This window comes from Allorhizobium ampelinum S4 (genome assembly GCF_000016285.1).
GTDB classification, from domain to species: domain Bacteria; phylum Pseudomonadota; class Alphaproteobacteria; order Rhizobiales; family Rhizobiaceae; genus Allorhizobium; species Allorhizobium ampelinum.
Genome location: NC_011988.1, coordinates 1,188,266 through 1,214,349 on the forward strand (window position 1 = coordinate 1,188,266; position 26,084 = coordinate 1,214,349).

31 protein-coding genes are annotated in these 26,084 nt (G+C 56.0%); 26 read left to right on the forward strand and 5 right to left on the reverse strand.

All coding sequences use genetic code 11. The annotated features are described in order from the left end of the window. Nucleotides 1-9: 9 nt before the first annotated feature. The 26 genes from AVI_RS22445 (at nucleotide 10) to AVI_RS22570 (ending at nucleotide 20,487) form a co-directional block, all read left to right on the forward strand. Entirely contained in the window at nucleotides 10-1,752 is a 1,743-nt protein-coding gene (locus AVI_RS22445; RefSeq protein WP_012654410.1) for a terminase large subunit, read from the forward strand. Then, nucleotides 1,752-2,996 carry a phage portal protein gene (locus AVI_RS22450; protein WP_012654411.1) on the forward strand — a complete coding sequence of 415 codons (1,245 nt, stop codon included), beginning with the start codon at nucleotides 1,752-1,754 and terminating at the stop codon, nucleotides 2,994-2,996. Before AVI_RS22445 ends, AVI_RS22450 begins: the two co-directional genes overlap by 1 nt. Continuing rightward, nucleotides 2,974-3,828, forward strand: a complete 855-nt coding sequence (locus AVI_RS22455; protein WP_012654412.1) for a head maturation protease, ClpP-related — start codon at nucleotides 2,974-2,976, stop codon at nucleotides 3,826-3,828. The genes AVI_RS22450 and AVI_RS22455 overlap by 23 nt, the downstream gene beginning before the upstream one ends. Nucleotides 3,829-3,837: 9 nt before the next feature. Then, nucleotides 3,838-5,253: a phage major capsid protein gene (locus AVI_RS22460; RefSeq protein ID WP_012654413.1), complete on the forward strand. Its 1,416-nt coding sequence runs from the start codon at nucleotides 3,838-3,840 to the stop codon at nucleotides 5,251-5,253. Nucleotides 5,254-5,305: 52 nt separating this feature from the next. Further along, nucleotides 5,306-5,743, forward strand: coding sequence for a hypothetical protein (locus tag AVI_RS22465; RefSeq protein WP_012654414.1), 438 nt, complete (start codon nucleotides 5,306-5,308; stop codon nucleotides 5,741-5,743). Nucleotides 5,744-5,805: 62 nt separating this feature from the next. After that, nucleotides 5,806-6,402 carry a head-tail connector protein gene (locus AVI_RS22470; protein ID WP_012654415.1) on the forward strand — a complete coding sequence of 199 codons (597 nt, stop codon included), beginning with the start codon at nucleotides 5,806-5,808 and terminating at the stop codon, nucleotides 6,400-6,402. Further along, nucleotides 6,402-6,722, forward strand: a complete 321-nt coding sequence (locus AVI_RS22475; protein ID WP_012654416.1) for a phage head closure protein — start codon at nucleotides 6,402-6,404, stop codon at nucleotides 6,720-6,722. The genes AVI_RS22470 and AVI_RS22475 overlap by 1 nt, the downstream gene beginning before the upstream one ends. Nucleotides 6,723-6,725: 3 nt before the next feature. Further along, nucleotides 6,726-7,172, forward strand: coding sequence for an HK97-gp10 family putative phage morphogenesis protein (locus AVI_RS22480; protein ID WP_012654417.1), 447 nt, complete (start codon nucleotides 6,726-6,728; stop codon nucleotides 7,170-7,172). A 3-nt stretch (nucleotides 7,173-7,175) separates the two neighbouring features. Beyond that, the gene (gene gp17, locus AVI_RS22485) at nucleotides 7,176-7,571 is read left to right on the forward strand and encodes a tail completion protein gp17 (RefSeq protein WP_012654418.1); all 396 of its coding nucleotides are present in this window, start codon (nucleotides 7,176-7,178) and stop codon (nucleotides 7,569-7,571) included. Between the two features lie 17 nt (nucleotides 7,572-7,588). Next, nucleotides 7,589-8,275, forward strand: a complete 687-nt coding sequence (locus AVI_RS22490) for a phage tail tube protein (RefSeq protein ID WP_012654419.1) — start codon at nucleotides 7,589-7,591, stop codon at nucleotides 8,273-8,275. Between the two features lie 7 nt (nucleotides 8,276-8,282). Continuing rightward, entirely contained in the window at nucleotides 8,283-8,666 is a 384-nt protein-coding gene (locus tag AVI_RS22495; protein ID WP_012654420.1) for a hypothetical protein, read from the forward strand. Nucleotides 8,667-8,728: 62 nt separating this feature from the next. Next, the gene (locus AVI_RS22500) at nucleotides 8,729-8,980 is read left to right on the forward strand and encodes a hypothetical protein (protein ID WP_012654421.1); all 252 of its coding nucleotides are present in this window, start codon (nucleotides 8,729-8,731) and stop codon (nucleotides 8,978-8,980) included. Further along, on the forward strand, nucleotides 8,980-11,370 hold the full coding sequence (locus AVI_RS29280; protein WP_049777373.1) for a phage tail tape measure protein: 2,391 nt from the start codon (nucleotides 8,980-8,982) through the stop codon (nucleotides 11,368-11,370). The genes AVI_RS22500 and AVI_RS29280 overlap by 1 nt, the downstream gene beginning before the upstream one ends. After that, nucleotides 11,370-12,089 (forward strand): hypothetical protein, encoded by a 720-nt coding sequence (locus AVI_RS22510; protein WP_012654423.1) that lies wholly within the window; start codon nucleotides 11,370-11,372, stop codon nucleotides 12,087-12,089. The genes AVI_RS29280 and AVI_RS22510 overlap by 1 nt, the downstream gene beginning before the upstream one ends. A 2-nt stretch (nucleotides 12,090-12,091) precedes the next feature. Then, nucleotides 12,092-12,673: a hypothetical protein gene (locus AVI_RS22515; RefSeq protein WP_012654424.1), complete on the forward strand. Its 582-nt coding sequence runs from the start codon at nucleotides 12,092-12,094 to the stop codon at nucleotides 12,671-12,673. Continuing rightward, entirely contained in the window at nucleotides 12,670-13,083 is a 414-nt protein-coding gene (locus AVI_RS22520; RefSeq protein WP_041698705.1) for a DUF6950 family protein, read from the forward strand. Before AVI_RS22515 ends, AVI_RS22520 begins: the two co-directional genes overlap by 4 nt. Continuing rightward, a complete protein-coding gene (locus tag AVI_RS22525; protein WP_012654426.1) occupies nucleotides 13,080-15,245 on the forward strand; it encodes a phage tail protein in 2,166 nt (721 codons plus the stop codon). The genes AVI_RS22520 and AVI_RS22525 overlap by 4 nt, the downstream gene beginning before the upstream one ends. 50 nt (nucleotides 15,246-15,295) lie before the next feature. After that, on the forward strand, nucleotides 15,296-17,212 hold the full coding sequence (locus tag AVI_RS22530; protein ID WP_041698707.1) for a hypothetical protein: 1,917 nt from the start codon (nucleotides 15,296-15,298) through the stop codon (nucleotides 17,210-17,212). 17 nt (nucleotides 17,213-17,229) lie between these two features. Then, nucleotides 17,230-17,421, forward strand: a complete 192-nt coding sequence (locus tag AVI_RS22535) for a hypothetical protein (protein ID WP_139192505.1) — start codon at nucleotides 17,230-17,232, stop codon at nucleotides 17,419-17,421. 59 nt (nucleotides 17,422-17,480) lie between these two features. Further along, complete coding sequence (locus AVI_RS22540; RefSeq protein WP_012654428.1) at nucleotides 17,481-18,089, forward strand: glycoside hydrolase family 19 protein; 609 nt, start codon at nucleotides 17,481-17,483, stop codon at nucleotides 18,087-18,089. Continuing rightward, nucleotides 18,089-18,343, forward strand: coding sequence for a hypothetical protein (locus AVI_RS22545; RefSeq protein ID WP_041698712.1), 255 nt, complete (start codon nucleotides 18,089-18,091; stop codon nucleotides 18,341-18,343). Before AVI_RS22540 ends, AVI_RS22545 begins: the two co-directional genes overlap by 1 nt. Then, nucleotides 18,343-18,687, forward strand: coding sequence for a ubiquitination-like system serine protease family protein (locus tag AVI_RS22550; RefSeq protein ID WP_041698713.1), 345 nt, complete (start codon nucleotides 18,343-18,345; stop codon nucleotides 18,685-18,687). The genes AVI_RS22545 and AVI_RS22550 overlap by 1 nt, the downstream gene beginning before the upstream one ends. After that, nucleotides 18,684-19,088 (forward strand): hypothetical protein, encoded by a 405-nt coding sequence (locus AVI_RS22555; protein ID WP_139192506.1) that lies wholly within the window; start codon nucleotides 18,684-18,686, stop codon nucleotides 19,086-19,088. Before AVI_RS22550 ends, AVI_RS22555 begins: the two co-directional genes overlap by 4 nt. A 256-nt stretch (nucleotides 19,089-19,344) precedes the next feature. After that, nucleotides 19,345-19,665, forward strand: a complete 321-nt coding sequence (locus AVI_RS22560; RefSeq protein WP_012654430.1) for a hypothetical protein — start codon at nucleotides 19,345-19,347, stop codon at nucleotides 19,663-19,665. 1 nt (nucleotide 19,666) lies between these two features. Then, the gene (locus AVI_RS22565) at nucleotides 19,667-20,188 is read left to right on the forward strand and encodes a hypothetical protein (RefSeq protein WP_012654431.1); all 522 of its coding nucleotides are present in this window, start codon (nucleotides 19,667-19,669) and stop codon (nucleotides 20,186-20,188) included. A 5-nt stretch (nucleotides 20,189-20,193) separates the two neighbouring features. Then, nucleotides 20,194-20,487: a hypothetical protein gene (locus AVI_RS22570; RefSeq protein WP_012654432.1), complete on the forward strand. Its 294-nt coding sequence runs from the start codon at nucleotides 20,194-20,196 to the stop codon at nucleotides 20,485-20,487. Between the two features lie 392 nt (nucleotides 20,488-20,879). Here the strand turns inward: AVI_RS22570 and AVI_RS22575 are convergent, their stop codons facing one another. The 5 genes from AVI_RS22575 to cyoA form a co-directional block, all read right to left on the reverse strand. After that, on the reverse strand, nucleotides 20,880-21,632 hold the full coding sequence (locus tag AVI_RS22575; protein ID WP_012654433.1) for an SURF1 family protein: 753 nt from the start codon (nucleotides 21,630-21,632) through the stop codon (nucleotides 20,880-20,882). A gap of 64 nt (nucleotides 21,633-21,696) precedes the next feature. Beyond that, complete coding sequence (cyoD, locus tag AVI_RS22580) at nucleotides 21,697-22,095, reverse strand: cytochrome o ubiquinol oxidase subunit IV (protein WP_012654434.1); 399 nt, start codon at nucleotides 22,093-22,095, stop codon at nucleotides 21,697-21,699. Then, nucleotides 22,092-22,709, reverse strand: coding sequence for a cytochrome o ubiquinol oxidase subunit III (gene cyoC, locus AVI_RS22585; RefSeq protein WP_012654435.1), 618 nt, complete (start codon nucleotides 22,707-22,709; stop codon nucleotides 22,092-22,094). Before cyoC ends, cyoD begins: the two co-directional genes overlap by 4 nt. A 4-nt stretch (nucleotides 22,710-22,713) precedes the next feature. Continuing rightward, nucleotides 22,714-24,717, reverse strand: coding sequence for a cytochrome o ubiquinol oxidase subunit I (gene cyoB, locus AVI_RS22590; protein WP_012654436.1), 2,004 nt, complete (start codon nucleotides 24,715-24,717; stop codon nucleotides 22,714-22,716). A gap of 40 nt (nucleotides 24,718-24,757) precedes the next feature. Further along, nucleotides 24,758-25,936, reverse strand: a complete 1,179-nt coding sequence (gene cyoA / locus AVI_RS22595; protein ID WP_041698717.1) for a ubiquinol oxidase subunit II — start codon at nucleotides 25,934-25,936, stop codon at nucleotides 24,758-24,760. Between the last annotated feature and the right edge of the window lie 148 nt (nucleotides 25,937-26,084).

A 26,084-nucleotide genomic window follows, 5' to 3' on the forward strand; every position in this document is an offset into this window, starting at 1 on the left:
GGAGGCATCATGGCCGCGCTTTTTCCGCTGGCCATGCCTTACCCCGAATGGTTGGCAGATGTCGCCGACGATCCGGCGTATGAGTGGGCGATTTCAGGATGGAACCGGGCGGCGGCGGTGGCCGGTGCATGGTTCGATCACCGCAAGGCCGATACTGTCGTTGCGCGGTGGCCTGATATTTTCCGGCTCACCAATGACCGGTTCAAGGGCATTCCCTTCCGCCTGGTCAAGTGGCAGGAAATTACCGTCCGGCTTCTGGTTGGTTGGAAAAAGCCGATTGAGGTTATCGATCCTCGCACGCATAAACCGGCAATCGAGCATGTGCGGGTGTTCCGTCGCCTCGATCTCTGGATACCGCGCAAGAACGGCAAGTCTGAATTTCTGGCGGCGCTGGGTGTTCTGTTCTTTTGCCTGGAGAAGCTGGCCGGGGCGGAAGGGTATGTGTTTGCCCGCAACGAAGATCAGGGCCGCGTACCGTTTGAGAAGATGAAGGATATCATTCGTGAGGCCAACGGCATCATGGAAGACGCGCAAGGCAACGCGCGGATCGCGATCTTCGACAAGTCTATCTATGTGATGGAAACGAATTCGAGCTGCCAGCTCCTGACCGGGTCGCCGGACGGAAAGCATGGCCGCTCTGCTACCGTAACCGTTGGCGATGAAATCCATGAATGGAAATCAACGGAACTGGCCGATACGTTGCGGCAAAGCTCCGGCGCCCGGCTCCAGCCCATCGAACTTTACGCTTCGACGGCTGGCCGCAAGCAGTCGCTGACCGGTTATGAATGGTATGAAGAATCTGTCGCGATCATGCGCGGCGAAAAGGAAGATCCGACAACCCTTGTCATTCACTTTGCCATTGGTGAAGACGACGATTGGACGGACGAGGAAGTTTGGCGCAAAGCAAACCCCAGCCTTGGCCTGACACCGACACTGGACTTCCTGCGAACGGAATACAAGAAAGCCAAAGGGTCACCTCCAAAGGAGGCCCGGTTCCGCTGCTATCACCTCAACCAGTGGGTTGATGAGATTTCCGGCTGGCTTTCGCGCTCGGTCTGGGCGGAATGCACGAAGGATGCGCAGTCCTGGCGCGATCTCTGGGAAAAGCACAGGGGCCGTAGCGGCTATCTGTCGTGCGACGTTTCGGCCACGCAGGACTTGACGTCCATGGTCGTAACGTTGCCACCAGACGATGACTTTGATGAATGGGTCCTTATCCCTCTGTTCTGGATACCAGAGGGAACGCTGGACGAGCGGGCGGCGAAAGACCGGCGCGTCAACTGGAAAAAATGGGCGGCTGATGAGGTTGTCCTGACGACGCCCGGCGATGCTGTCGATCAGAACTTTGTCTTGAATGCGATCATCCTGGCAATTGCCCATTTTCAGATTTTGAAGATCGGCGTCGATCCATGGAATGCGCAAAAGCTCCAGGGGGATTTGCAGCGCGAAGGCGTTGACCCGGAGTTGTTTCAGGAAATGCGCATGGGACACCAAACGCTTTCCGGTCCGACAAAGGAATTTGAGCGCCTGGTGCTGGCACGCAAGATTGAACACGGCGGCCACCCGATACTGACTTGGATGGCCGGTCATTGCGCCGTCCGGTTTGACGAAAACCTGAATTACATCCCCGCGAAAAAGCGCTCTGCCGACAAGATCGACGGCATTGTCGCCGCTGTCATGGGGGTCGGTTTGGGGATGAATACAGAAGATAACAGCTCGGTCTATGACGAGCGCGGTATTGAGGTGCTTTGATGGGATGGCTTCGAGCGCTTGGCGGTGTTGTCTCCGGGCAACCGAAGGCAGCAACGCAAAGCGATAGCGGTGGAAGGCAGTACAGCGCCAACGATCCGCGCTTGCTTGAGGCCATCAGGTCGGCGGTCAATGGTGCGCCAAGCGCGGATCTGATGCGGAATGGTGCAATCAACCGGGCCGTTCGCCTGCATTGCGAAAGCATCGGCATGTTGCCGCTGCATCTGATGTATCAGGACAAGGATAAGGGCAAGGCAAAAGAGCATCCGCTTTTTTCCATCCTGCACCGCAAGCCGAACAATTGGCAGACAGCCTATGAGTTCAAGCGCCTCATGCAGTCGCAGCTTTTGCGGCGCGGCGTTGCTTATGCCCAGATCGTCAGATCGAGTGGCCGGATTATCCAGTTGCAACCGCTGGCGAAATTCCAGGTTGTTGCAAAACAGAATGCTGACTGGTCCATCACCTATGAGCTGACGAACAGGAATGGCGCGAAGGTTACGCTGGCGCAAAACGAAGTGCTTGCTATCCGCGATCTCGATCTTGAGGACGGCGTGGTTGGTGGATCGAGAGTTGATCAGGCGCGGGATTCGGCGCTGATGACGGCGACGATCAAGCAGGCCGTGAAGAAGCTGTTCGACAACAATATGCAGCTTGGCGGGGCTTTGAGTACGCCGAACAAACTCTCTCCTGAGGCTCGAGGTTTCCTGAAAGCGTCCATGGCGGAAAGAACCGGCGCAGAAAATGCCGGAAAGTGGCTGCTTCTTGAAGAGGATTTGAAGGCCACCCAATTTGAAAACTCGCTTGGCGATAATCAGCAGGTTGAAAACCTGCATTTCCAGATTGAAGAAATCGCCCGGATAATGGGAACGCCACGGCCCTTGTTGATGATGGATGAGACGGCCTGGGGTTCCGGCATTGAAGCGCTGGGGTTGTTCTTCATTCAATATTGCCTGAGTGCGCAATTCACGAATTGGGAACAGGCCATATCCCGCGACTGCCTGACGGAAAAAGAGCAAGAGGAATATGTGCCGAAATTCAATGAGGGCGCATTGTTGCGCGGCTCGATGAAAGATCAGGCAGAGTTCTTCACCAAGGCGCTTGGCTCCGGCGGCGGGCGGGCCTGGATGACGCAAGACGAAATACGAGGCCTCCAGGATCTTCCCGCGCATGGCGGCGAAGCGGATGTGCTTCCCCAGCCGACAACATCAAACACTGGAGCTGCAAATGTCCCTGCGAACCCTGCCTGAGGCAAAGACGTTTACGCGCCCGCAAAACTTCCAGTGGGACGCGCCAAGCGACGTGCTGGCGAAGTGGGCCGATGGTCCGCAGGCCGCTGATGCGACAGGTGAAAATATTATCTCCATCTTCGATGTGATCGGTGAAGATTACTGGTCAGGCGGCGGATTTACCGCCAAGCGGGCGGCTGCTGCGCTGCGACAGATTGGCAACAAGGAAGTGATTGTCCAGGTCAACAGTCCAGGCGGTGACATGTTTGAAGGCATCGCCATTTACAACATGCTGCGGGCGCATCCGGGCAAGGTGACAGTCAATGTTTTGGGGTGGGCCGCCAGTGCTGCCTCGATCATCGCCATGGCGGCGGACGAGATCGTCATGGGTCTCGGCTCGTTCATGATGGTGCATAATGCCTGGGGCGCGGTGATTGGCAATCAACACGATCTGCGCACTGCGACGGACCTTTTTGCCGGGTTCGACAGTGCACTTGCCGACATTTACGAAGCTCGTACCGGCGCAAAGCGCAAGGATATTGTTGCTTTGATGGATGCGGAAACCTTCATGTCTCCATCCGATGCCGTGAAAAATGGCTTTGCGGATCGCGTTGATGAGGGGCTGAAACTCTCCGGCGATGCCTCGGCATCCGCGAAGGGCGATACGGTCAAGGCGCGCCGCCAAGTTGAGGCCGCGCTTGCCCGATCAGGATATTCCAGAAGCCAGCGCTGCGAGCTTCTGGGTGAAATGAACAGTTCCGGTGCCCAGCGTGATGCAAGCACCTCCGCCGCGCGCGATGCAGGCAAATCCATGGTTGCCGCCCGGCAGCTAATCGAAATTTTCAAACTCTGAGGACTCAACATGTCTATGAGATTCAACCCTGCCATCGCGCTCGGTCTCGTTCTTCTCTCCGCCCTCCTGTTTCTTCTGGTCCTGGGTGGTGGTGCGCATGCCGCCGCGATCCTCCCTCTGGATGCGCATGTCACCGGCTTTGCCATGGTGATGACGGTTGCGCCGCAACTCAATCATCGTGCGCGTGGTCTGGTGATTGGTGTGCGCAACGAAGGCGATGCGCAAAAGATTTTTGAAGAGCTGAAAAAGAGCGTGGAAGCGTTCAAGGCTTCCCATGAGGAAGAATTGAAGGGCATCAAGAATAAGTTCGCCGATGTCGTGACGACTGAGAAGGTCGATAAGATCAACAACGAAATCACTTCGTTGCAAAAGGCGCTGGATGATGTCAACGCCATGATGGCCGCCTCCAAGCTTGGCGGTGCTGGCGATGGCGTGGAAAGTGCTGATCAGCGCGAACATCGCGGCGCGTTCAACAAGTGGTTCCGCAAAGGCGCGGACGCTGGCCTTGCAGACCTTGAAGTCAAGGCGGCCTTGACGACGCAATCTGACCCGGACGGCGGCTTTCTGGTGCCGACGCAAACAGAAACCACGATTGACCGGGTTCTCGGCACTGTCAGCACCATGCGGCAACTTGCGACCGTTATGCCGGTTGGCACGGACACCTATACCAAGTTCGTCAACATGGGTGGGTCTGGCGCCGGTTGGGTCGGCGAGGAAGAGTCCCGCCCGGAAACCGGCACTCCGACCCTGCGTGAAATCGTGCTGACGGTCATGGAGCTTTATGCCAATCCGTTCACCACGCAAAAGATGTTGGATGATGGCATTATCGACATCGCCACCTGGCTTGCCGATGAAGTCAGCATTACATTTGCTGAAAAGGAAGGCGCCGCCTTCATCAGCGGCGATGGCGTCAAAAAACCACGCGGCATCCTGGCTTACGATACCATTGCCAATGCAAGCTACGCCTGGGGAAGTCTTGGCTTCGTCGTTTCTGGCGGTGCAAGTGGGTTTGCATCTTCCGCGCCTGCCGACGCCTTCATTGATCTGTATTATGGCCTGAAAGCCGGATACCGGACCAACGCATCATTCTTGACATCTGATGCGACGATGGGGTCGATCCGTAAAATGAAGGACGGTCAGGGGAATTACCTGTGGCGCGACCCTTCCGCTCCTGGTGAAGTTCCGACAATCCTCGGCAAGCCAGTTTACACCGACGACAACATGCCTGCCGTGGCAGCCAATGCGTTCCCTGTTGCCTTTGGTGACTTCAAGCGCGGCTATATGGTTGCGGACCGCACTGGCATCCGGGTTCTGCGCGACCCATACACCAATAAGCCAAAGGTGGGTTTTTATACCACCAAGCGCGTTGGCGGCGGTGTGACCAACTTCGAAGCCATCAAGCTCCTGAAGATCGGCACAAGCTGATCTTTCTCGGTCAGGCGCTTTCATCAATCGCACTTTGAAAAGGACTGGTCCCATGAAGGATCTGCATTCGAGTATTTCGCGCGTCGTCGCTATCGGCAACGCCACACTGACTGCCGACAATACGCCCACCGCAATCGATCTTCGCGGGTATGATTCCGCTGAAATTTGCCTGGATATCGGCGTTGGGGGCATCACATTCAGCGGAACGAACAAGATTGAATTCGTGCTGACCCATTCCGATGACAACACGACATACACCAATGTCGCGGATGCTGACATGCTTGGTGTGTCTGGCATTTCCAACGGCATTATCAAGGCGTTGACAGCGGCCCACGCTGCGGCGGCGGTTTACCGATACGGCTACAAGGGCGGCAAGCGCTACCTGAAACTGCTGGCGGACTTTGGCGGCACGCATGGCACTGGTACGCCGATTGCTGCAAGCGTCATCCTCGGCAATGGCTTCAACAATCCGCAGGCCAATCAGGCCTGATTTATTCGATAATGGCGGGGCCGGGTTTTCGGCCCTGCATTTCTCCTGATGGGTGGTTTGTCATGCTTGTTCCGAAACGCATTGTTGCTCCGGCGGCGTCTATCCTGACGCTGAGTGAGATCAAGGAACATCTGCGGATCGAAGAGGATGACGATGCGGAAAACGATCTGCTCCAGGCGTTGATTGCGGTCGCGGAAACGTATCTGGATGGATATTCCGGTGTTCTTGGCCGGTGCATGATCACGCAGACGTGGCGCTATAGCCTCTATGGGTGGCCGTCATGTCGGTTGGATTTGCCGTTTCCTGATGTTTCCAGTGTCATCGTTCGATATCGGGATGATGACGATGTAGAGCAGATTTTGCCGGAAAGCCAATATCAGGTGCTGGAAGGGGCTTGTGGATCGTTTGTCCGGTGGTTCGACAGCTTTTCCGGGCCATCGCTATATGATCGCGGCGATGCTGTGCAGGTAGATATGGTTTGCGGGTACGGCGATACGGCGGCGGAGGTGCCTGCGAATATCATCCACGCGGCAAAGCTGATGATTGGGGCCTGGTACGAGAACCGGGAAAATATCGTAATCAGTAACTTGATCTCGCAACTGCCGATTTCTGTCAGTGCGCAGGCGCTTTTGGCGACCGTGCGACGGGTAGGTGTTTGATGCGAGCCGGGAAGCTTGACCGGCGCATCACGCTGCTGCGGGAAACCGAGACCGGGCGCGATGCCCTCAACCAGCCGATTTTGGAATGGGTTGGGATAAAGACGGTCTGGGCTGGTAAAACAGTCAACAAGGGAACTGAGGTTGTGCAAGCGCAGCAGATGAGCGGCACACGTCCACTAACCTTTCGCATTCGCCACCGTCCTGGTCTGAGCCTCAAGGATCGGGTTCGGTATGATGGTGCGCTTTACGAGATTAAAGACATTAGAGAGATCGGGCGCCGGGTTGGCCTTGATCTCGACTGCGTGGCGGTTGCGGAGTGAGATATGTCCAAGGTGACATTCAAGGTCGAGGGACTGAAAGAGCTTGAGGCGGCACTTTCGGAAATGACGGCTTCGACGGGCAAGCGGATCACGACGAAAGTCTTGCGCGATGCGGGCAAGCCGATTGCCGATGCAGCGGCGGCGAAAGCGCCGATCCTGACCATGGCGCTCTATGAAAATGTTGGCGTTGGGACAAAGTTGACCAAGCGCCAGGCGACGCTTTTTCAGAAGCAAAGTCCAGTTGAAGTCCATGTCGGCGTCAGTGATCCGGCTGGGGTGCAGGTCGAGTTCGGGAATGATGAACAGGCGGCGGAGCCGTTTTTGAGGCCTGCCTGGGACAGTGGAAAAGACCGGGCGCTTGACCAGATCATTTCCGGCCTTTGGACCAGCATCAACAAGGCTGCGCAGCGTGCAGCGCGGCGTGCGATAAAGCTCAAAAATAAAAGGTGACGTATGGAAGAGGCTGTTACGGCCTTTCTGCTGGCGGACGCGAAGCTGTCCAGCCTGATCTCCAGTCGTGTCCATTGGGGCAGGTTGCCGCAAACGGAAACCCGGCCTTACCTGATTTTGACCTTGGCGAGCGCAACCGTGGACATGGCGCAATCCGGGCGCACTGGCTGGGCGCAATCCCGCTTGCAGCTCGATGGCTATGCCGAAAGTGCCAGCGCCTCAAAGGCAATCAGCATGGCGGCTTTCGAAGTGCTGGAAAAGGCTCGCCATAGACAGGCGGGCGTAAAGATCCATAGCGCGATCATCGACACCATACGGGACTATTTGCCCGTTTCGACCGCCGGGGCGGCTCTGCTCTATCGGAACTCCATCGACCTTTTCATCTGGCATAGCCGATAACTCGAAAGGATACTGACATGCCTGCATCTGAGGCACAAATCGCCCTCGGCCTTGTTGTCGAAATGGCGGATGAGGCAACGCCCGCCACGCGGACCTATCTTGCCGAGGTGACGGATATCACCCCGCCAAGCGAAACCACCGACACGGTGGATGTAACGCACCAGCAAAGTGCCAACCGCTACCGCGAATTCATTGACGGTCTGACTGATGGCGGCGATTTTTCCTTCGACATGAATTATGTCGCCGGATCGGCTTCGGACGTTTATCTGCGGGCCTCACGCAACAAGTCGAAGTGGGTCTACATCACCTTTCCGAGCGGTCATCAGCTTATCTTCAAGGGCAAGCGCACCGGTTACGAAATCAGCGCTTCGCTTGGCGACAAGCAGACCGTGACCGTAACCTTCAAGGTTTCCGGCGAACCGGTGCTGACCGGCGCTACCGCGCCGCGCTCCATTGTTGCGCCTGCTGTGGTCGGCACGCCGACCGTTGGCGCGCCTTTGACGCTTGATCCGGGCGTATGGGCTGGAGCCATGGAGCAAACCTATCAGTGGAAGGTGGATGGGACGGCGGTCAGTGGTGCGACCAGTTCGACCTATGTGCCAGTTACGGCAGATATCGGCAGCCCTGTGACCTGCACGGTGAAGGGGGAGAATGACGACTTTGAAACGTCCGTCACCTCGGCTGCAACCGCTGATGTAGCGTGAGGGTGGCATGAGTAATCCTATCAGAGGCACGATCACCCGCAGCATCAATGGCGAGCAGATGGAGTTCCGTCTGGCCGCAAATGAATGGTGTGAGCTTGAGGAAGAGCTGGGCAAGCCCATGGGGGCGATCCTGCGGGAATTTGCGGAAAGGGTGCAGAATGAAACGATTTCCATGGCGTTTCTTCGTTCTATTTTTCGCGCCGCGCTTTGCCGTTGCAAGCCTGGACTTACGCATGACGCTGCTGGAGAGATCATGTCGAGCATCGATCTCAAGGATGCCGCGACGATCATTGGCGAAACCATCAATGCGTCTATGCCGAAGGCTGCCGCTGAAAAGGATGGTGCGCCGGGAAAGTCGAGGGCGGCAAGGACGAAGAATCCAAGCCGCTAGACTGGCTTAACCTGTACCGCGCATGGGTTGAGGCCGGGCAACGGCCCGGAGACTTCTGGGACATGACGTTGCGCGATATCATGATTGTCTTCAAAGCCTGTCGGGATCGGCGGCTTTTCGAGCATGATCAGCGGGCGTGGCTGGCGCATACAACGGCGTTTCTGACTGCCTATGCGCCGCAAAAGTCCAGGGAATTCCCAAAACTGAAAATCATCGAAAGCAAAAAGTCGGAGGCACCGCCTGCGGCTGCTACCAAAAACGATTGGCGCGCGATGCTGGATAAGGCGCGGGCTTGGGTAAAGGGTAAATCCTGATGGCAAATGCTGTGATTGGCGCTCTGCGCGTCACGCTCGGACTGGATACAGCGGCCTTTGAAAAGGGGCTTGCCAGTACCATGAAGAGCATGAAGGGGCTGGGCAAGTCGATGGAGTCGGTCGGCAAGACCTTGTCTGTCGGGTTGACGGCGCCGATTGCGGCCTTTGGCACCTTGACTGTTAAGACGGCGGGGGATTTTCAGGCGGCGATGAACCGCGTTGAGGCTGCGACCGGTGCGACGGCAGCAGAGATTGCCGACATGCAAAAGATGGCAATCAAGCTAGGTGCGGACACCACCTTTTCCGCCTCTGAGGCCGCCAATGCTATGGAAATGCTGGCGAAGAATGGCTTGACTGCCAGCCAGATCATGGGTGGGGCGGTGCAGGCCAGCATGAAGCTGGCGGCGGCATCCGGCGGGGAGCTGGCGGCATCTGCTGACCTTGTTACTGACGTGATGATGAATTTCGGGAAAAACGCCAAGGATCTGAATCCGGTTATCGATGGGATAACCGGCGTTCTGCTGCAATCGAAATTTGGCTTTGACGACTATCGTCTTGCAATAGCGCAGGCTGGCGGCGCGGCTGGCAGCCTTGGTGTCTCTTTTGATGATTTCAATGCATCAATTGCGGCCACCAGCTCGGCTTTTTCTAGCGGCTCTGATGCTGGTACATCCTTCAAAACATTTATCACCTCGCTGGTACCAAAGTCCAAAACGGCAAGAGCCACCATGCGTCAGTTGGGCTTGGAGTTTTTCGAGGCTAACGGCTCGATGAAAGACATGTCCGCTATCGCGGAACAGCTAAAAACCAAGATGTCGGGCCTGTCTGATGAAGGGCTCATCGAGGCCATGAATGATCTTTTTGGCGTTGATGGTATGCGGACGGCCATCATGCTGATGAAGACCGGGGGCAAGGGTATTGATGAGCTGAAAGCAAAGATTGCTAAGGCCTCTGCTGCCGATCAGGCCGCGGCGCGGTTGAAAGGCTTCAATGGCGAATTGGAGCAGTTGGGCGGCGCCTTCGAAAGTTTGCAGATTGCCATTGCCAATAGCGGCTTACTCTCGTTGCTGACGGAAATGGTAAAGTCGCTTGCGGATTGGGTTGCGAAACTGGCGGAAACCAACCCGGAAATCCTGAAATGGGGAACGGCGGTCGCTGCACTCGCTGCGGTTCTCGGTCCTGTTGCGGTTGGTATCGGCGCTGTCGTTGCGGTGATTGCCGCTATTGGCGCACCGATTGCGTTGGCGGTGGCTGGTGCCGCAGCATTGGCGGCGGCGGCTGTGGCGGTTTACACCAATTGGGATACGATCAAGACGCAATTTCCGACCATTGGCGCGATTGTCGAGGGCGCAATTGGTGTGATCAGCGCGACGTTGACAGCGTTGAACGCCAATGCGCACTCGATTGTTGCCGGTATTGTCGCGCTGTTTACCGGGGATTTTGCCGGGGCATTTACCGCCATACAGCAGATTGCCCATAACTTCGCGGATCTATGGCTCAATATTGCCGAGGTAATTTTCCCTGGCGCCAAGGCAGCAATCATTGCTGGGGTGCAGTCTATCGGCGCATCCATGGCAACCTTTGGATCGCAGATCCTTTCGACATTCGTCAACCTGGGCGCTGAAATGGTGGTGATTGGCGAGCAGATCATGGCCGGGCTTTGGCAAGGCATTCAGAACAAGTGGCAATCGGTCAAGGAAAGCGTGACCAGTATTGCCAGTGGCATCAAGAGCACCTTCACGGAATTCTTTGACATCAACTCGCCTTCGCGCGTGATGACCACACTTGGCGAATATATCACGCAGGGCCTTGGTGATGGTATCGCCAACGGCAAAGGGCAAGCCGTATCCTCTGCAACGGATGTCGCCAATGGTGTTTCCGGCGCATTGTCGAATATCGACACAGCAGGATCTGGCTTGGCGAAGAACATGGATAATGCTTTTTCGTCCATCGGTTCCGGGCTGGCGGATGCGATCAAAGGCACAAAGAGCTGGGGCGATGTTGCCAAGGGCATCCTTTCATCGCTGGCGCAATCGCTTATCGGCACAATGGGCGGCGGCGGCGGGGTTGGTGGATCGCTGCTCAAGGGCCTGTTTTCCGGCCTGACCGGCTTTGCCAATGGCGGCACGATCATGCCGGGGGGCAATGGTGCGGGGATTGACAGCCAAGTAGTGGCGTTTCGCAAAAGCCCGACTGAGCAGGTCGATATCCATGACCCGCGCAAAAGCAAGAGTAGTGGCGGCGGTGACCGTTACTACTCTATCGATGCGCGGGGCGCTGATCAGGGTGCTGTTTCCCGGATCGAGGCTGCCTTGAAAAAGGTGGATGGTTCGATTGAAAAGCGGGCGGTTGCCGCACAAAACTTTAGCAATAAGCGGAAATACATCTGATGGCGCGCCTGATCGATTGGCCTGTTGGACTTGGTATTCGTAGCTGGGAACCGTCCAGCGGGCCGGAAAGCGTCAATTCCGGCTCGAATGCCAGCACCAACGGTGTGCCACAGACATTTGCCAGTCCGCTGGGTGGCTGGGGCTATTCCGTGACGCTCCCCGCCTGCCAGGGGCGAATGGCGCGGCGGTTGCGCGGGATGATTACCGCGCTGCATGCCGGTGCCAATGCCGTGCGGCTGGCCTGGCACGATGCTGACGGCATGAGCCTGGAAGAGGCCGGAATCTCTTACTCTGTCGAGCAGATGCGCGACGGCTTGCCTTGGTCGAATGATGAGCCTTGGTCGAATGGCGAGAATTGGGCGGCGCAATATCCGCTGGTGAGTGTCGGGGCGGCTGCTGCCAGGGGTGCGACGATCATCACTCTGTCCGATAGCTTTTGGGGCGGTCAGCTCGATATGGGTGATGAGTTCGGCTTTGTCGGGCACTTCGCCAAATATCAGGTAACGCAGCGGATCGCCGCCGGGCAATACCGGATATGGCCGCAACTGCGCAGGGCGGTGACGCCGGACGATCTTGCAACGCTGGTGCCTGTGCTGGCTATGCGGCCTTTTTCCACGTCCTTTGCCAGCTATTCGCGTGACGTGGATGTGATGCCTGAAACTGTTTTGCAGCTCTTCGAAGTCTATGACTACGATGTGCGCGCCTATTTTACGGATTGATCATGGTTGCGCAGTTTACTGAGGCCGATCAGGAATTTCTTCGGCGTCCGCATGTGTCGCGGTTGTGGTTTTTTGAGATCGATCTCGAAGACCGTATCTGGCGGGTGCATAACGGCTCCGGCGAATATGAGATTGGCGGCTATACGTGGGTTGGTGTTTCCAGCCCGCTCGGACAGCAGCTTGTCAGCATTGGCGCGGTGCGCGATCCGCGCTTTGGCGAGGCGGCGAAGATCGATATCGTCATTGCCGGGGCGAATGCGGATTTTGTCAAATATATCCGCAGCAACCACAAGATCTTGGAGGGCCTGAGCGTCAATGCCTATTGGTCGATGATCGATCAAGAAACATTCGAGGCGTGGCCAAGTGGCTTGAAAAAGATGTTTCCGGGGTTGTTTTCGGCGCCTTCCGTGCATCGCGAAGGCATTGGCACGCGGACCATCGGGATTACTGTCGAAAGCCTCTGGCACACCCTGAATTTCCCGTTTGGCGGATATTGGACTTATTCAAGCCAGTTGAAACGCTATCCGGGCGATAAGGGCCTGCAATATTGCGGCGTCGATATCTATGAGGTCATCAAGGCATGACCGGCTCTATCGAAGATGCTTTGCGGGCGCATATCGAGGCGACCGGCACGACACCGTGCGAGTGGGGCAAGAGTGATTGCACCAGCTTTGCAGCGACATGGATTGAAACCGTGCATGGCCGCACGGTGAAGCGTCCGCGCTGGAAAAGCAAGGAACGGGCGATGGCGTTGATCAAAAAACGCGGCTCGCTGCTGGATCTTTGGTCCGATGTGCTTGGTGACTTTGGCCTGTTGCGCGGCATGGATGGCATGGTGCCGGAACCGGGCGATGTCGGGCTTATCAATACACATCTTGCCGGTGTTGTCGGCGGGATTTTCGTCAAGCCGCATTTGTTTGCCTGGCGTGGCGAGCCTTTTGGCACGCGGCTTATGCATATCCGCTCATTCGAGGCGTTCTGGTCGATCCGATGAAGATCCTGAAAATCACTCTGCTTGGCTCGGCTGCTGTTCTGGCGCTGACATTGCCAGCCCATGCTGACCCGATCAGCACGGCATTGGGCAGCTTCATCTTTCAGTCGCTGTACACGATTGGCGTTTCCGGCGCGGTGGCCAATTTTGTTGCGGTCAATGGGCTTGCGCTGCTGGCGGTGGCCGGGTCTGTCGCATCGAGTTTTTTTGCAACGAAGGGGTCGGTTAAACCGTCCGATGCCAAGTCTACCTATTCGACCGAGGAAAGCTCGGTTCGGGAAGGTATCGGCTACACGACAGGCGCTGGCGTCAAATTCTACGGCAACACGGATGGCTCAACCCGCTGGCGGTTGAATGGGCATACCGTTGGCCCGATTGATGCAATTACCGAATATTACCTTGGTGAAAAGGAAGTGGTGATCGATGACGATACCGGCTATGTGACATCGCCGCCGTGGCCAAAGTCGGACGGCACAAGCTGGGCAAAGATTGAGCATAAAGCGGGTGGCGGCGGCGAAACGGCCTGGCCTGCGCTGGTTGCGGCCTTTCCTGGCAAATGGACATCGGCCCATAAGGTTGAGCGGACTTTTCAGACGCTATCGACATTTTACAACCCGGGCCTGGAAAAAGAGAAATACCTTTCGCTGTATCAAGGCGGCGTGCCAGAGCTGCGGGTGGTTTACCGGGCATCGCTGGTTTACGACGCGACCGACGAAAGCCAGGACTCCACCAATGACGCGACGTGGCGTTGGACGGACAATAGTGTCTGGTGCATCATCCATGTGATGCGCCGCGATCCGCGGCTGTTTTCGCCTGACATGTGGGATTGGACGCTCAACACGTTGACGGCGGTCAAGTGCGATACCCATGTGGCGACCCTGACCGGTACGGAAAAGCGGTCTCGGCTTTGGGGGCAGTGGAACTATGAGGATAAGCGCAACGATACCGTTCAAAGCATGCTGGATAGTGCTGGACTGGTGATCCGCACCACGCAGGCGGGCAAGATCTATCTCGATATGATTGATGATGCGCCGGTTGCGGAAATCAGCTTCACCGATGACGATATTGTTTCCGATGACTGGAGCGGCGGACCGGAGGCGGTGGATCGTCCCAACGTCTGTCGGGTGAAATATTATTGCGAACCGCGTGATTTCGAGGTCGCGGAAATAGACATGACTGGCATCGCCTGGGCGCAGATTGACGATGAAGTCACGCGCTATGGTGAGAAATTTCACGATGTCGAACTGTCTTATTGCCCCTCGGCAAGCCAGGCGCAGCGCATTGCCCGGCGGCTGTTTGCTCTTGAGCGTGCCGAAACCTATTCGGCCACCATGAAGATGGTGGGCATGGCGGCGTGGGGGCTGCAATATGCTGAGATCCAGACTGAGTATGATGACACGCCGCGCCTGATGCAGTTGGGCGCACCGGAAATGAATGACGATGACGGCACGGTCTCGATCTCTGGGAAATACTGGCCTGAATTGTCGGCCTGGAACCCAGCAACAGATGAAGCCGCCGCCCCGGAAGATACACCGGCCCTCAACTATGTGGCCGATATCGATCCACCGGGGCCGCCGACTTATGCGGTGCAAACCACGGCTCCAGACGGCACCAGACAGTTGCGGTTGCTTTATTCCGTCTCAGGGTCGCCTGATGTTGTCGAGGTGAATTACCGCTCCTATTCCGGTGGGTCGCCAAGCTCCTGGCGCTCGATGACGGAGCGGTCTGGCGTCGCTTATGTAGCGCTCACATCCGATATCCTTGGGCAGACGATTGATGCGCGGGCGCGGGTTTTTGAGGATGAAGAAGGTTCGGATTTCTCAACGACTGCGAGCCTTGTCGTCGGAGTTGATAACGGGTTGCCACCAGCGCCGTCGCTTGTGTCGGGCGGAATAACTGTCGATGGGACAACCGCCACCCTTAGTGTGTCGGTTGTCAGTAATGACTTCCGGGTTGCGGCCATCCGCCTGATGTATGGGCCGACTGTGCTTCAGACTGTAGCGGTTTCGCCCGGCGTTGCCATTGGCTTTTCAAACACGACCTCCGTTGGATCTGGTGGCGGCACAGTCGAATGGAAAATCTACGGCGTCGTCACCAACGGATCAGTTGGCGCTGCGCTGACGCTTTCGGCCTACATCCCAGATACCGGCGGAGGTAGCGACTAACCGGTCGCTCAAGCCCTCTCTATATATCTCCAGCTTTGAAGGATTTCCGCATGTTCACGCGACAGGCGCTCTCTGTGTTTGCCGGTTACACTGCCAATGGGCAGCCACGCCAGATCGTGCCGGGCGAAAGTCAGGTGTGGGGCATGGAGCTTCAAGAGGCCGTCAAGGCGCTGTCGAATGTATCGGGCACGACCTTTTCCGTGGATACAAAGGCGGAACTGGATGCAGATCTCGCATATGGCGAGGGTGTCATTGCCCTTGTCTGGCAGGATGATGATTCTGACAATGATGGATACTGGCGCAAACTCGGCGCCTCTGGCTCCGGTAGCTGGGTGTGGCGGGCGCCTTTGCCATCAGGGATTATCTGGGGTGTCGATAGCGGCGCTGGTACGGCCAACGCCATCAGCGTTATCACGCGCGGGCGGGTTTCCGGCTATGCACTGATCGGCTTTCGGCTGTTCGAATCCACCACTTCGGAGCCAGCGACCGTTGCCTTCAATGGAGGTGCGGCCCTGACGATCAAGACCAACCAGGGGACCAATGCCAGCGCGCTTTCCGTCGGTATGTGGGTTTTTGGGATTATCGATGAGGATGATGATAGTTTCCGGCTGTTGATCGATGAGGATATTTCTGAGCTTATCGCACAAGCTGAAAGTGCGCGCGATGCTGCGAATGAAGCAAGAGTGGCGGCAGAGGAGGCAGCCAGTGCGGCGGCAGCATCAGTGGTTGGTGCAGTCAAGTATAACCAAAGCCAAAGCCTGACTATCAGTGAGCAGCAGCAGGTCATCACAAATATCGGCCTTACTACACCTTCAATTCTGAGGCTGATAGGGCTTCCGTTTGTTACACTGGATATGTTTAGTGGTGGCGTTTCTGCCTCGGCTAGTGCCAATCTTACCGCATTGACGAGCGCAATAGCGGAAAAAAAGAAAGTAGAGGTGCGGCGCGGTGTCTATCAGATGAATGGCGCCACGTTTACGGTAACTGATCCAGAAGACATCGTTATCATCGGAGAGGGAAGGAACACTTCGCTTTTTAGTTATCCGACGGCTGGCGATACCGGGCTTATCTTCAACTACAGCATGGCGTCCCTTGAAAATTGGTGGGGAGACGCTTGTACTTTTCGGGTTGAGAACCTTGGCTTTCGTGGCAATGGAGCAGCCTCGAAGGGCTTGACAGTTCAACAACTGTCTTCCACCGGTAACATTCGACTTGAGCGCGTTTTAAAAAACCTATCCTTTGCGGGGCGTGCAAGCGGTGAATATCTCGGCACTGGTCTTGTCACGACGAATGCCAGCTATTTGACGATGGATGGGATTTTCTATCGCGGCGATGGTACCAACGGTACGGCATATTCCTTGAATGGGCAGCTTGATAGCCTCGATAACTCGATTGCGCGACTATACGCATCGGAGTGCGCGACAGGCATAAACGTCTCTGGGAAGATCGAGGGATTGACGATTTCCGATAGTCGGTTGGTCAATCTTGCCAACGGTATCTTCGTAAGCCCTTATCTCGCCGCTGGCGAAAATGTCCAGCCATGGGTGAGTATCAGCAACTCCCATATCGCGGCCCGGTCGCGCGGTATTTACGCGACAGATATTGCTCAACTTCAGGCGACAAGCAACCTGATCTATTTGGTCTCCGGGTCAAGCGATGCCATTGGCATCGATTTGCTGCGGACGGAGGCGTACGGCATTGGTTACGGCCTACACCAGATTATCGGCAATCAGGTTTTCAACCAGCAGGGCGCAGTCGGAACGACAATCGGCATTCGCTTTGAAAGCAGCACCTCTACCGGCCAGGATCATTCCGTATGTGATGGCAACATTGTTGCCAACCTGAATATCGGAATTCAGACCTATGCCACATCCAACCAGATCAGCGGGCAAAACCGTGCGACGGGCTGCACGACGGCGCTGAATGACAACGGCAGCAATACCAATCTGACCGTGCTGACCTCTTGATACAAAAGGGCATTCTGATGGTTGATTTTGTCTGGTTAATGTTGCGCGGGCTGATGGTCTGGTTGATTCGGATTGGGGATGCCTCGAAAGGTGTCCGCAGGGTTGTTGTCGCGGCCTACGTTCTTTCTTTCATTGCGACGGCGCTGATCGGCGTAAACAGCACAATCAACATAGGAATGCGCCTTTTCGACTTAGCTTCGGAATATTGACCAACAAAGCCGCAGCTATTCCCTGGCGGGCATTCTAAAGATTAAAAAAGGAAACGATCATGGATCGCGCGAAATTCTTCGCGGCGGTGCGCACGTCGCTGTTTGGCGGTGCGCTGACGCAAAATCAGGTGAGTGGCATCACGGCCATTCTCGATGCCTGGCAGGCCAGCACAATGACCGATCTGCGCTGGCTGGCCTATATGCTGGCGACGGCATTCCATGAGACTGCGCAAACCATGCAGCCGGTGCGTGAGACGCGTGCGGCGACGGACGAACAGGCTATCGCCATTCTGGATCGATCCTGGGGAAAGGGTGTGATGCCCTGGGTAAAGTCGGCCTATTGGCGAATCGGGGCCGATGGCAAGAGCTGGTTGGGGCGTGGCTATGTCCAGCTTACCCACAAGGTCAATTATATCAAGCTGGGCGGTGCCATTGGCGTGGATCTGGCGGCCAATCCAGCCCTGGCGATGCGCGAAGATGTGGCGCTTAAGGTGCTGTTTGTTGGCATGGGCGAAGGTTTGTTTACCGGCGTCAAGCTGGCGGATTACTTCCAGGGCGCCAAGGCCGATTGGGTGAACGCCCGCCGCATTATCAACGGTACGGAAAGTGCCAGTGTTGTTGCTGGTTATGGCCAGAAATTCCATGCGGCGCTTAAGGCGGCCACGTGATGGAGCGGAGCTGGATTTATCGCCGTGCCGCCGTCTTTTTCGCGCTCGCCTTTAGCGCCGGGATTATCCTGGCGCTGTTGATCGGCGGACAGGACACCATGCTTGCCCGTGACCTTGCGCAGGGCGCCTATCTGATCATGGGGTCTACCATCGGCGCTTATGTGTTTGGCGCTGAATGGAGTGACAAGAATAAAGCCAAGGAAATCCTGCAAGGGATCGATGGCTATCCGCCGCCACCCGGAGGGCAGATTTGATGGCCGCTATCAGCAAAAAACTCAGATCTATTGAGGGCGGTCGCCTCGGCTTCATGTGCCCTGGCTGCGATGGATTGCACCAGGTGGCCGTTGGCAGTGGGCCGGGTCCACGTTGGTCATGGAATGGCGACAAGGATAAGCCGACATTCGCTCCATCCATTCTCATAACATGGAAAGAGCCGAGCGACGTACCGGCGGAATTTGATGACGAAACCAAGGATGTTTCCATGGTTTGTCACTCGTTTGTTGTTGACGGGAAAATTCAGTTTCTCGGAGACTGCACCCATGCGTTGGCGGGGCAGACGGTCGAAATTCCAGATTTGGAACGGCGGGGTTCTGCGTGATGTTTGCAACCCTGTCTGACTTTATCAAGATCCCGCTGGCGGTGCTGTTTGGTATCGTCATCGCCGCGATCTTTTATGAGGGGCTGAAGGTTCCGTTTTTTGGCTGGCAGCTCGTGGATGGGCGGATTGCCTCAGAGGTCAAAGCGGCAACGGCGGATCTTGTCGCCGCCTCTGATCTTGCCGCTGCGAAAGCGGATCTCGCCAAGCTGCAAACCGACATCGCCCGTGCCGAGGCGCTGCGGCAAATGGCGGAGCGCAATATTCAAAGCCTCATGCAACAGGATGAAGACGATGCAAAAGCCCTTGCCGAAAGGCAGGCTGCGGATGATGGCGTTGATGGCGCTCGCTACACTGCTGCCGATATTGAGCGGATGTCTAAGCGATCGCGCCGCGCGCGTTGATATCGCCAGCGCTGCGGCCACGAAGGCTGTGGCGCAAGCATCAACCAAGCTCCCAGATTATCCGACCTATTGCCGCGCCCACATGACGCGACCACCCCTTCCCAAAGTGGGTGATCTCGCCCGACAACAGGATGAGAAATGGGAGGTTGCCGCCGATGCGTCGGACAGGCGGACGGATTTCTGCGGGTCATTTTACGATCAAGTTAAGACAAGCTACGGCGCGCCGGGTGCGGCGTCGAAATAGAGAGGGAATTCCATGGCAACGCAGGAAGAGAAGATCGCAATCGTTCAACGTGGTGTCAGTGCGTTTGCCGCAATCGAGCAGGCGTTGAAGGATATTGCCGAAAACGCCAATGCGCTGAAGTCCGTCTATGAGGATGGCGCCGCCGCTGGTATGGCCGATGGACGGACTGTCGTTCTCCAGATTGCTGAGTTTAATCGCTGGATTGGTGATGTCGGTGATTTTGAAGCCAAGGTTTATGACGCCCATGACCGTTCGACGGCCATTGCAAAAGCGAACGATGCGGACAGCGCTCTACCAGAAGGATATGTGACTATCCTGGGCGGAGGCCGGTGATATGCAGTGGTATCATGCTGTAATCGGCATCATGGCCGCCTTATCGCTGATCGCGTCTCAACCTGTGCCGCGTGCAATGCGGTGGGTTTTGCTGATTGCGGCGTGCTATGCCATCCCGGTTCTTTATATGCATGCCGAAAAACCCACCGGAATCTGGTTTCCCATGCCCTCTGCTGTTTCGTTTCTATGCGATGCGGTGTTGGTGCTGGCGATCCACAAGGGGCATAAAGAGCGGTGGGAATTTGCACTGCTAATTCTCTATATGGTTTCTGCTACCTGTGGACTTATCCAAACGTTCGGAACGCTGGTTGGCGTTCCTTCGCCGCTTCCTGTCTATCTCTATGGGGGGATATTGGAGGCAGTCAACGCGGTCGCGTTCGCTCTTATTGGCGGCATAGGTATGGTGGAAATGTTGGGGCATGTGGGATCTCATTTTACTGGCCGTCATGGGGGCAATCTGGCTAGGGTTGTGCATGTTGCCCGTTCGCCAACCCCCGCCCCAAAAAGACGCTGGAAGTGGTGAGCGACATGGCGATTGATTTTTCGCCTGTCGATATCGATGTCTATAAAGCATTCGGTTCGCTCCTTGGCTCGGTTGGCGCGCTGCTTTATTCCAGGCCCACCAACATGCGCGATATGCTGGCGCGGCTGGTGTTTTCCTTGATTGCCGGGTTCGCACTCTATTTCGTGCCAATCGAGGTGCTAGGCTGGAAAGAAATCCGCGACCGGATTATTGCCGGTTCATTGCTGATGGCTTTTCTGTCGTGGTTTATAGCCGGGGCGCTGGTGAAATATGCGACAGCAAAGGCCAAGGCGGATTGATATCTGGCTTGGCGGGAATTGGTTCAACGCAAAAGCCCCTACGGAATGCCGTAGGGGCTTTTTTTGTTTTTGCGCCTCATTGCGAAGCATCTTGCTACAGTAAAAATGGTTTGACACTTTGGCCAAAAAGCAAAAGAAAACAGTAGTCGCAAAGTGGGCGGTTTGACGGCTTAACCCATTGAATTCATTTTATTAATTCAGTCCCACCTCTTCCGCCATTCCCAAAAATAGATACATTAAATCAGATAGTTACACGTTGAATTGTCAAACGATTACGCTCGGTTTGACAATTTATGTTCTCGTTTCACCCTCCTACTTCGAAGGGGAGGGGCGTCTTGGGCGGTTGTATCATTATGAAATAGCGCTGCTGGTTCCTGCGCCCTTGGTCTCGATCACATGTCGTGGGTGTCTTCTGCGGCGCTCTTGCGTTTCAGCAGGAACCACAGAAATGCCAGGCTCATGGCGGCCATGGCAAACCAGGTTATTGCATATTGGAGATGGCTGTTGGGAAAACGGATCTGGGTTAAACCGCCGACCGGGTAGCCGCCCGGCACATCGCTCTTGTCGGCATCCATAAAGAAGGGCGCTACTTGCGTCAGATTGCGTTTGGCGGCAATGGCAGAAACGTCGCGTGAATACCAGCGATCGGCATTCGCATCGTTGGAGCGAAGCAAGGTTCCATTCGGTTCACTGATGCGCAAAAGGCCGCTTACTGTCACGTTTGCAGGGATCTGGCCTTGCGCGCGGCGTGACGGGTCTTTGCGATCAATCGGCACAAAGCCCCTGTTGATTAACAGGGTTCCATCTCTTTCGGTCTTGAGAGGGGTCATGACCCAATAGCCGGCGCCCAATTCCGTGGCGGCGTAGACCAGGGTTTCCTTGTCGTGCTCGTAAATGCCAGAGGCCTTGATATGGCGGTATTCATCGGCGTCGCGATTGACGGCAGGCCATTGAGATGGGGATGGTGCATCCACTGGCTCGGCATGAACACGCGCATCGACGCGAGCGATCAATGCCTGTTTCCAACCCAGGCGTTCGATTTGCCAGATGCCGAGTGCGATGAATAAGGCCGTTGCCAGCAGGAGAAAGCTGGATAGTGCAACCTTCTTCATGGGAAAACGCCTGATGGCCTGCTGGTCTGACATTTATCAACCGTCCTGAAACGGATCGGGCGACATGCATATGCCGCCCGATCGGATATCGGCGTCCTTACGGAACGTTACGCATCATTTCGGGGCTCATCGGCATCATATTGGTGTTCAAGTGATGCATGACCCAGAGAGAGCCGGAGAGTGCGATAACGACAACGATGATGGTGAAGATCAACGCCATCATGTTCCAGCCGCCTTCCGACTTGGTATTCATATGCAGGAAGTAGATCATGTGAACCACGACCTGGATGGCACCAAGGCCCATAACGATGCCAGCCAGCAAGGCCTTGTTGGTCAGGCTGCCGCTCATCACCAGATAGAACGGTATCGACGTCAGGGTGACCGACAAAATAAAGCCGATCATATAGGTCTTCATCGAGCCGTGGCTGGCCTCGTGGCCGCCATGATGATGCTCATGGCCGTGGCCATGCGAATGTGCGTGCGAATTGTCGTTCATCCGATCACTCCCAGTAGGTAGACGTAGGAGAATACGCCAATCCAGATAACGTCGAGGAAGTGCCAGAACATCGAGAGGCACATCAGGCGACGGCGGTTTGCTTCGATCAGTCCGTGCTTGCCGACCTGGGCCATCAGCGTCACCAGCCAGATGATGCCGAAGGTAACGTGCAAACCGTGGGTGCCGACCAGCGTAAAGAAGGCTGACAGGAAGGCGCTGCGATTTGGCCCTGCTCCTTCATGGATCAGGTGAACGAACTCATACAGCTCGAGCGCCAGGAAGATCGCGCCAAATACACCGGTTACGCCCAGCCAGATCAGCGTAGCGGCCTTGTTGTTCTTCTCCATCGACAGCATGGCAAAGCCATAGGTGATCGAGGAAAACAGCAGCATTGCCGTGTTGATCGCGACCAGTTTCAGGTCGAACAGGTCGGCCGGAGCCGGGCCAGCCGCATAATTGCGGCCGAGTACGGCATAGGTGGCGAACAGCATTGCGAAGATCAGGCAGTCGCTCATCAGATAGAGCCAGAACCCAAGGTTCGTGCTGCTTTCCGGATGATGCTCTTCGGTGAGGTAGAATTCCGGCTTTGCGGTTTTTAAAGTTCTGGGATCCATCTGATCACCCCTTCCTTGCCAGAAGCGCGGTCCGCGTTGCCTCGGTATTCACCACCTCTTCGGCGGAGATATAGAAGTCGCGGTTGTAGTTGAACGTGTGGGAGATCGACACTGCGACGATCGCCACGAAAGACACGATGGCCAACCACCACATGTACCAGATCAGGCCGAATGCCATGGCAACGCTGAGGCCCGCAAGGATAACACCCGTGCCGGTATTCTTCGGCATGTGGATCGGCTTGAAGCCCAGCAGAGGACGGCTATAGCCACGCTTCTTCATGTCATCCCAGGCATCGGTGTCATGGACAACAGGCGTGAAGGCGAAGTTATAGGCTGGAGGTGGCGAAGAAATAGACCATTCCAGAGTCCGGCCATTCCAAGGGTCGCCTGTCAGGTCGGCCAGTTCGTGACGCTTGAAATAGCTGACCACAAGCTGGATGACGAAGGAAGCGATACCAAGGGCAATCAGGCAGGCGCCAAATGCGGCGATGATGAACCAGATTTGCAGCGACGGATCGTCGAACTGGCTCATGCGGCGGGTGACACCCATCAGGCCGAGTACATAAAGCGGCATGAAGGCGAAGTAGAAGCCGACCAGCCAGAACCAGAAGGACATCTTGCCCCAGAACGGATCGAGCTTGTAGCCGAACGCTTTCGGGAACCAGAAGGTGACACCGGCCATCAGTCCGAATACCACGCCGCCGATGATGACGTTATGGAAGTGGGCGATCAGGAACAGCGAGTTGTGCAGGACGAAGTCGGCTGGGGGTACGGCGAGAAGAACGCCTGTCATGCCGCCGATGACGAAGGTCACCATGAAGCCCATGGTCCACAGCATCGGCACTTCGAACCGGATGCGGCCACGATACATCGTGAACAGCCAGTTGAAGATCTTCGCGCCCGTCGGGATCGAGATGATCATTGTGGTGATGCCGAAGAACGAATTAACGCTGGCGCCTGAACCCATGGTGAAGAAGTGATGCAGCCACACCAGATAGGACAGGACCGTAATACAGACTGTGGCATAAACCATCGATGTGTAGCCGAACAGGCGCTTGCCGGAGAAGGTCGAAACCACTTCCGAGAAAATGCCGAAGGCGGGCAGAACCAGGATATAGACTTCCGGGTGACCCCAGATCCAGATCAGGTTCACATACATCATCGGGTTGCCGCCGAGATCGTTGGTGAAGAAATTGGTGCCCACATAACGGTCAAGCGTCAGCAGGGCCAAAGTCGCGGTCAGGATCGGGAAGCTCGCAACGATCAGCACGTTGGTGCAGAGCGAGGTCCAGGTGAAGATTGGCATTTTCATCATCGTCATGCCCGGAGCGCGCATTTTAACGATGGTGGCGATCAGGTTGATGCCTGATAATGTCGTTCCGACACCGGCCACCTGAAGTCCCCAAATGTAATAGTCAACGCCGACGCCGGGGCTGTAATCGCCACCCGAAAGTGGTGGATATGCAAGCCAGCCGGTACGGGCGAACTCACCGACGAACAGCGAAATCATTACGATCACCGCGCCAGCAACCGTCATCCAGAAGGAGAAGTTGTTGAGGAACGGGAAGGATACGTCGCGCGCGCCGATTTGCAAGGGAACGACGAGGTTCATCAACCCGGTTACAAACGGCATGGCCATGAAGAAGATCATGATCACGCCATGCGCGGTGAAGACCTGGTCATAGTGATGCGGCGGCAGGAAGCCTTCATTGCCATTGAAGGCCATGGCCTGCTGGCCACGCATCATCAAGGCATCGGCAAAGCCACGCAACAGCATGATCAGCGCCAGAATGACATACATCACGCCGATCTTCTTGTGGTCGACGCTGGTGAACCATTCATTCCAGAGATAGCCCCAGAGGCGGAAATAGGTAACGGCGCCGAGCACGGCAATGCCACCGATCGCGACAGCCAGAAAGGTCAGCACGAGAATGGGTTCGTGATACGGGATCGCATCTAGGGTCAACCGGCCGAAGATGAACTTCATAAGGTCAGGGTTTGAGAACATGGGAGGCCCCGTTTAAGTTGAATATCGCGAGATGACCGGCTCAGTTTTTGGGCTGAGCTGGTGCGGTCGCGCCGTTATCTGTGTCAGGCATGTCCATTCCAGGCATGGAATGATCGGCCATGGAGTGATGCATCGCGTGGTTGCCTGCGTCGGTTGTAGAGGCGACGGGCATGCTGTCGGTAGCAGGAGTGGCCTGCGAATGATCCTGTGGCGCATTCGCGTCGGCTCCATGGCCTGGAGTGACGCTCAGATCGACACCACGATTGTCGTATTGCAGTTTCTCGCGGTTCTCGGCGCTTTCCTTGCCAGCTCCGCCCATCATGTCGATATGCATCATGTTGCTCATGCACATCTTGGCAGGATCGACACACATATTGATGATGGCGTTGAAAAGGTCCTTGTCGGCAGATGCAAAGTAGCGCACCGGATCTTTTTCGCTAGGCTTTTCAAGCTTGATATAGGCGTCGCGGTTGAGTGCGGTACCCTTCGCCTTGACCTGCGCTACCCAGTCCGCAAAGCCCTGATCGCTCAGGCCGTGGAACTTGAAGCGCATGTTGGAAAAACCGGCACCGGAATAGTTGGCCGAGAAGCCGTCATAAACGCCTTCCTTGTTGATCACGCCGTGCAGCTTGGTCTGCATGCCGGGCATAGCGTAGATCTGACCAGCAAGCGCTGGGATATAGAAGGAGTTCATCACCGACTGAGCGGTAATTTTGAAATTGATCGGAACATCAACCGGTGCTGCCAGTTCGTTGACCGTTGCAATCCCGAGATCTGGATAGATGAACATCCACTTCCAGTCGAGAGCGACGACTTCAACCGTCAGCGGCTTCACGTCGGCGGGAATGGTCCGTTCTGCATCAATCCGCTCCAGCGGGCGGTAAGGATCGAGCTTATGCGTGGAGATCCAGGTTACCGTTCCCAGAACCAGAATGATGGCGACCGGCGCCGACCAGATCAGGATTTCGATCTTTGTGGAGTGGTTCCAATCCGGCAGGTAGACCGCCGATGTGTTGGAAGAGCGATATTTCCACGCAAAGAAAAATGTCAGCAGGATCACAGGGACGATAATGATCAGCATCAACACGGTGGCGAAGACCACCAGGTCGCGTTGCTGCGCTGCAATGTCGCCAGCGGGGGACATCACCACCATGTTACAGCCCGAAAGCAGCAGCATGGGCAAAAGCAGGAGGGAGGATAGGATCGGGAATTTTTTCATTACTTTGACTCTCATCAAGCGCATAAGCGCGAATTAATCCTTTTCCGGTGAGATTAAATGCGCGTTTTGTCGCAGGGAGTGTCGCTAATATAGGAAATATATCCTCCTATGGTTGTTGTGTTGGATCATTATGTTGAGAGTTTGCTTT

What these genes read in the sequence shown, in the direction of transcription:
- cyoD (WP_012654434.1), bottom strand. Translation starts at nt 22,095, where the DNA reads ATGAACGACAATTCGCACGCACATTCGCATGGCCACGGCCATGAGCAT.
- AVI_RS22530 (WP_041698707.1), top strand. Translation starts at nt 15,296, where the DNA reads ATGTTCACGCGACAGGCGCTCTCTGTGTTTGCCGGTTACACTGCCAAT.
- AVI_RS22455 (WP_012654412.1), top strand. Translation starts at nt 2,974, where the DNA reads ATGTCCCTGCGAACCCTGCCTGAGGCAAAGACGTTTACGCGCCCGCAA.
- AVI_RS22495 (WP_012654420.1), top strand. Translation starts at nt 8,283, where the DNA reads ATGAGTAATCCTATCAGAGGCACGATCACCCGCAGCATCAATGGCGAG.
- AVI_RS22450 (WP_012654411.1), top strand. Translation starts at nt 1,752, where the DNA reads ATGGGATGGCTTCGAGCGCTTGGCGGTGTTGTCTCCGGGCAACCGAAG.
- AVI_RS22545 (WP_041698712.1), top strand. Translation starts at nt 18,089, where the DNA reads ATGGAGCGGAGCTGGATTTATCGCCGTGCCGCCGTCTTTTTCGCGCTC.
- AVI_RS22465 (WP_012654414.1), top strand. Translation starts at nt 5,306, where the DNA reads ATGAAGGATCTGCATTCGAGTATTTCGCGCGTCGTCGCTATCGGCAAC.
- cyoB (WP_012654436.1), bottom strand. Translation starts at nt 24,717, where the DNA reads ATGTTCTCAAACCCTGACCTTATGAAGTTCATCTTCGGCCGGTTGACC.
- AVI_RS22525 (WP_012654426.1), top strand. Translation starts at nt 13,080, where the DNA reads ATGAAGATCCTGAAAATCACTCTGCTTGGCTCGGCTGCTGTTCTGGCG.
- AVI_RS22540 (WP_012654428.1), top strand. Translation starts at nt 17,481, where the DNA reads ATGGATCGCGCGAAATTCTTCGCGGCGGTGCGCACGTCGCTGTTTGGC.
- AVI_RS22500 (WP_012654421.1), top strand. Translation starts at nt 8,729, where the DNA reads ATGACGTTGCGCGATATCATGATTGTCTTCAAAGCCTGTCGGGATCGG.
- AVI_RS22515 (WP_012654424.1), top strand. Translation starts at nt 12,092, where the DNA reads ATGGTTGCGCAGTTTACTGAGGCCGATCAGGAATTTCTTCGGCGTCCG.
- gp17 (WP_012654418.1), top strand. Translation starts at nt 7,176, where the DNA reads ATGGAAGAGGCTGTTACGGCCTTTCTGCTGGCGGACGCGAAGCTGTCC.
- AVI_RS22575 (WP_012654433.1), bottom strand. Translation starts at nt 21,632, where the DNA reads ATGTCAGACCAGCAGGCCATCAGGCGTTTTCCCATGAAGAAGGTTGCA.
- AVI_RS22520 (WP_041698705.1), top strand. Translation starts at nt 12,670, where the DNA reads ATGACCGGCTCTATCGAAGATGCTTTGCGGGCGCATATCGAGGCGACC.
- AVI_RS29280 (WP_049777373.1), top strand. Translation starts at nt 8,980, where the DNA reads ATGGCAAATGCTGTGATTGGCGCTCTGCGCGTCACGCTCGGACTGGAT.
- cyoC (WP_012654435.1), bottom strand. Translation starts at nt 22,709, where the DNA reads ATGGATCCCAGAACTTTAAAAACCGCAAAGCCGGAATTCTACCTCACC.
- AVI_RS22560 (WP_012654430.1), top strand. Translation starts at nt 19,345, where the DNA reads ATGGCAACGCAGGAAGAGAAGATCGCAATCGTTCAACGTGGTGTCAGT.
- AVI_RS22490 (WP_012654419.1), top strand. Translation starts at nt 7,589, where the DNA reads ATGCCTGCATCTGAGGCACAAATCGCCCTCGGCCTTGTTGTCGAAATG.
- AVI_RS22470 (WP_012654415.1), top strand. Translation starts at nt 5,806, where the DNA reads ATGCTTGTTCCGAAACGCATTGTTGCTCCGGCGGCGTCTATCCTGACG.
- AVI_RS22460 (WP_012654413.1), top strand. Translation starts at nt 3,838, where the DNA reads ATGTCTATGAGATTCAACCCTGCCATCGCGCTCGGTCTCGTTCTTCTC.
- AVI_RS22550 (WP_041698713.1), top strand. Translation starts at nt 18,343, where the DNA reads ATGGCCGCTATCAGCAAAAAACTCAGATCTATTGAGGGCGGTCGCCTC.
- cyoA (WP_041698717.1), bottom strand. Translation starts at nt 25,936, where the DNA reads ATGAAAAAATTCCCGATCCTATCCTCCCTCCTGCTTTTGCCCATGCTG.
- AVI_RS22510 (WP_012654423.1), top strand. Translation starts at nt 11,370, where the DNA reads ATGGCGCGCCTGATCGATTGGCCTGTTGGACTTGGTATTCGTAGCTGG.
- AVI_RS22570 (WP_012654432.1), top strand. Translation starts at nt 20,194, where the DNA reads ATGGCGATTGATTTTTCGCCTGTCGATATCGATGTCTATAAAGCATTC.
- AVI_RS22535 (WP_139192505.1), top strand. Translation starts at nt 17,230, where the DNA reads ATGGTTGATTTTGTCTGGTTAATGTTGCGCGGGCTGATGGTCTGGTTG.
- AVI_RS22480 (WP_012654417.1), top strand. Translation starts at nt 6,726, where the DNA reads ATGTCCAAGGTGACATTCAAGGTCGAGGGACTGAAAGAGCTTGAGGCG.
- AVI_RS22475 (WP_012654416.1), top strand. Translation starts at nt 6,402, where the DNA reads ATGCGAGCCGGGAAGCTTGACCGGCGCATCACGCTGCTGCGGGAAACC.
- AVI_RS22565 (WP_012654431.1), top strand. Translation starts at nt 19,667, where the DNA reads ATGCAGTGGTATCATGCTGTAATCGGCATCATGGCCGCCTTATCGCTG.
- AVI_RS22445 (WP_012654410.1), top strand. Translation starts at nt 10, where the DNA reads ATGGCCGCGCTTTTTCCGCTGGCCATGCCTTACCCCGAATGGTTGGCA.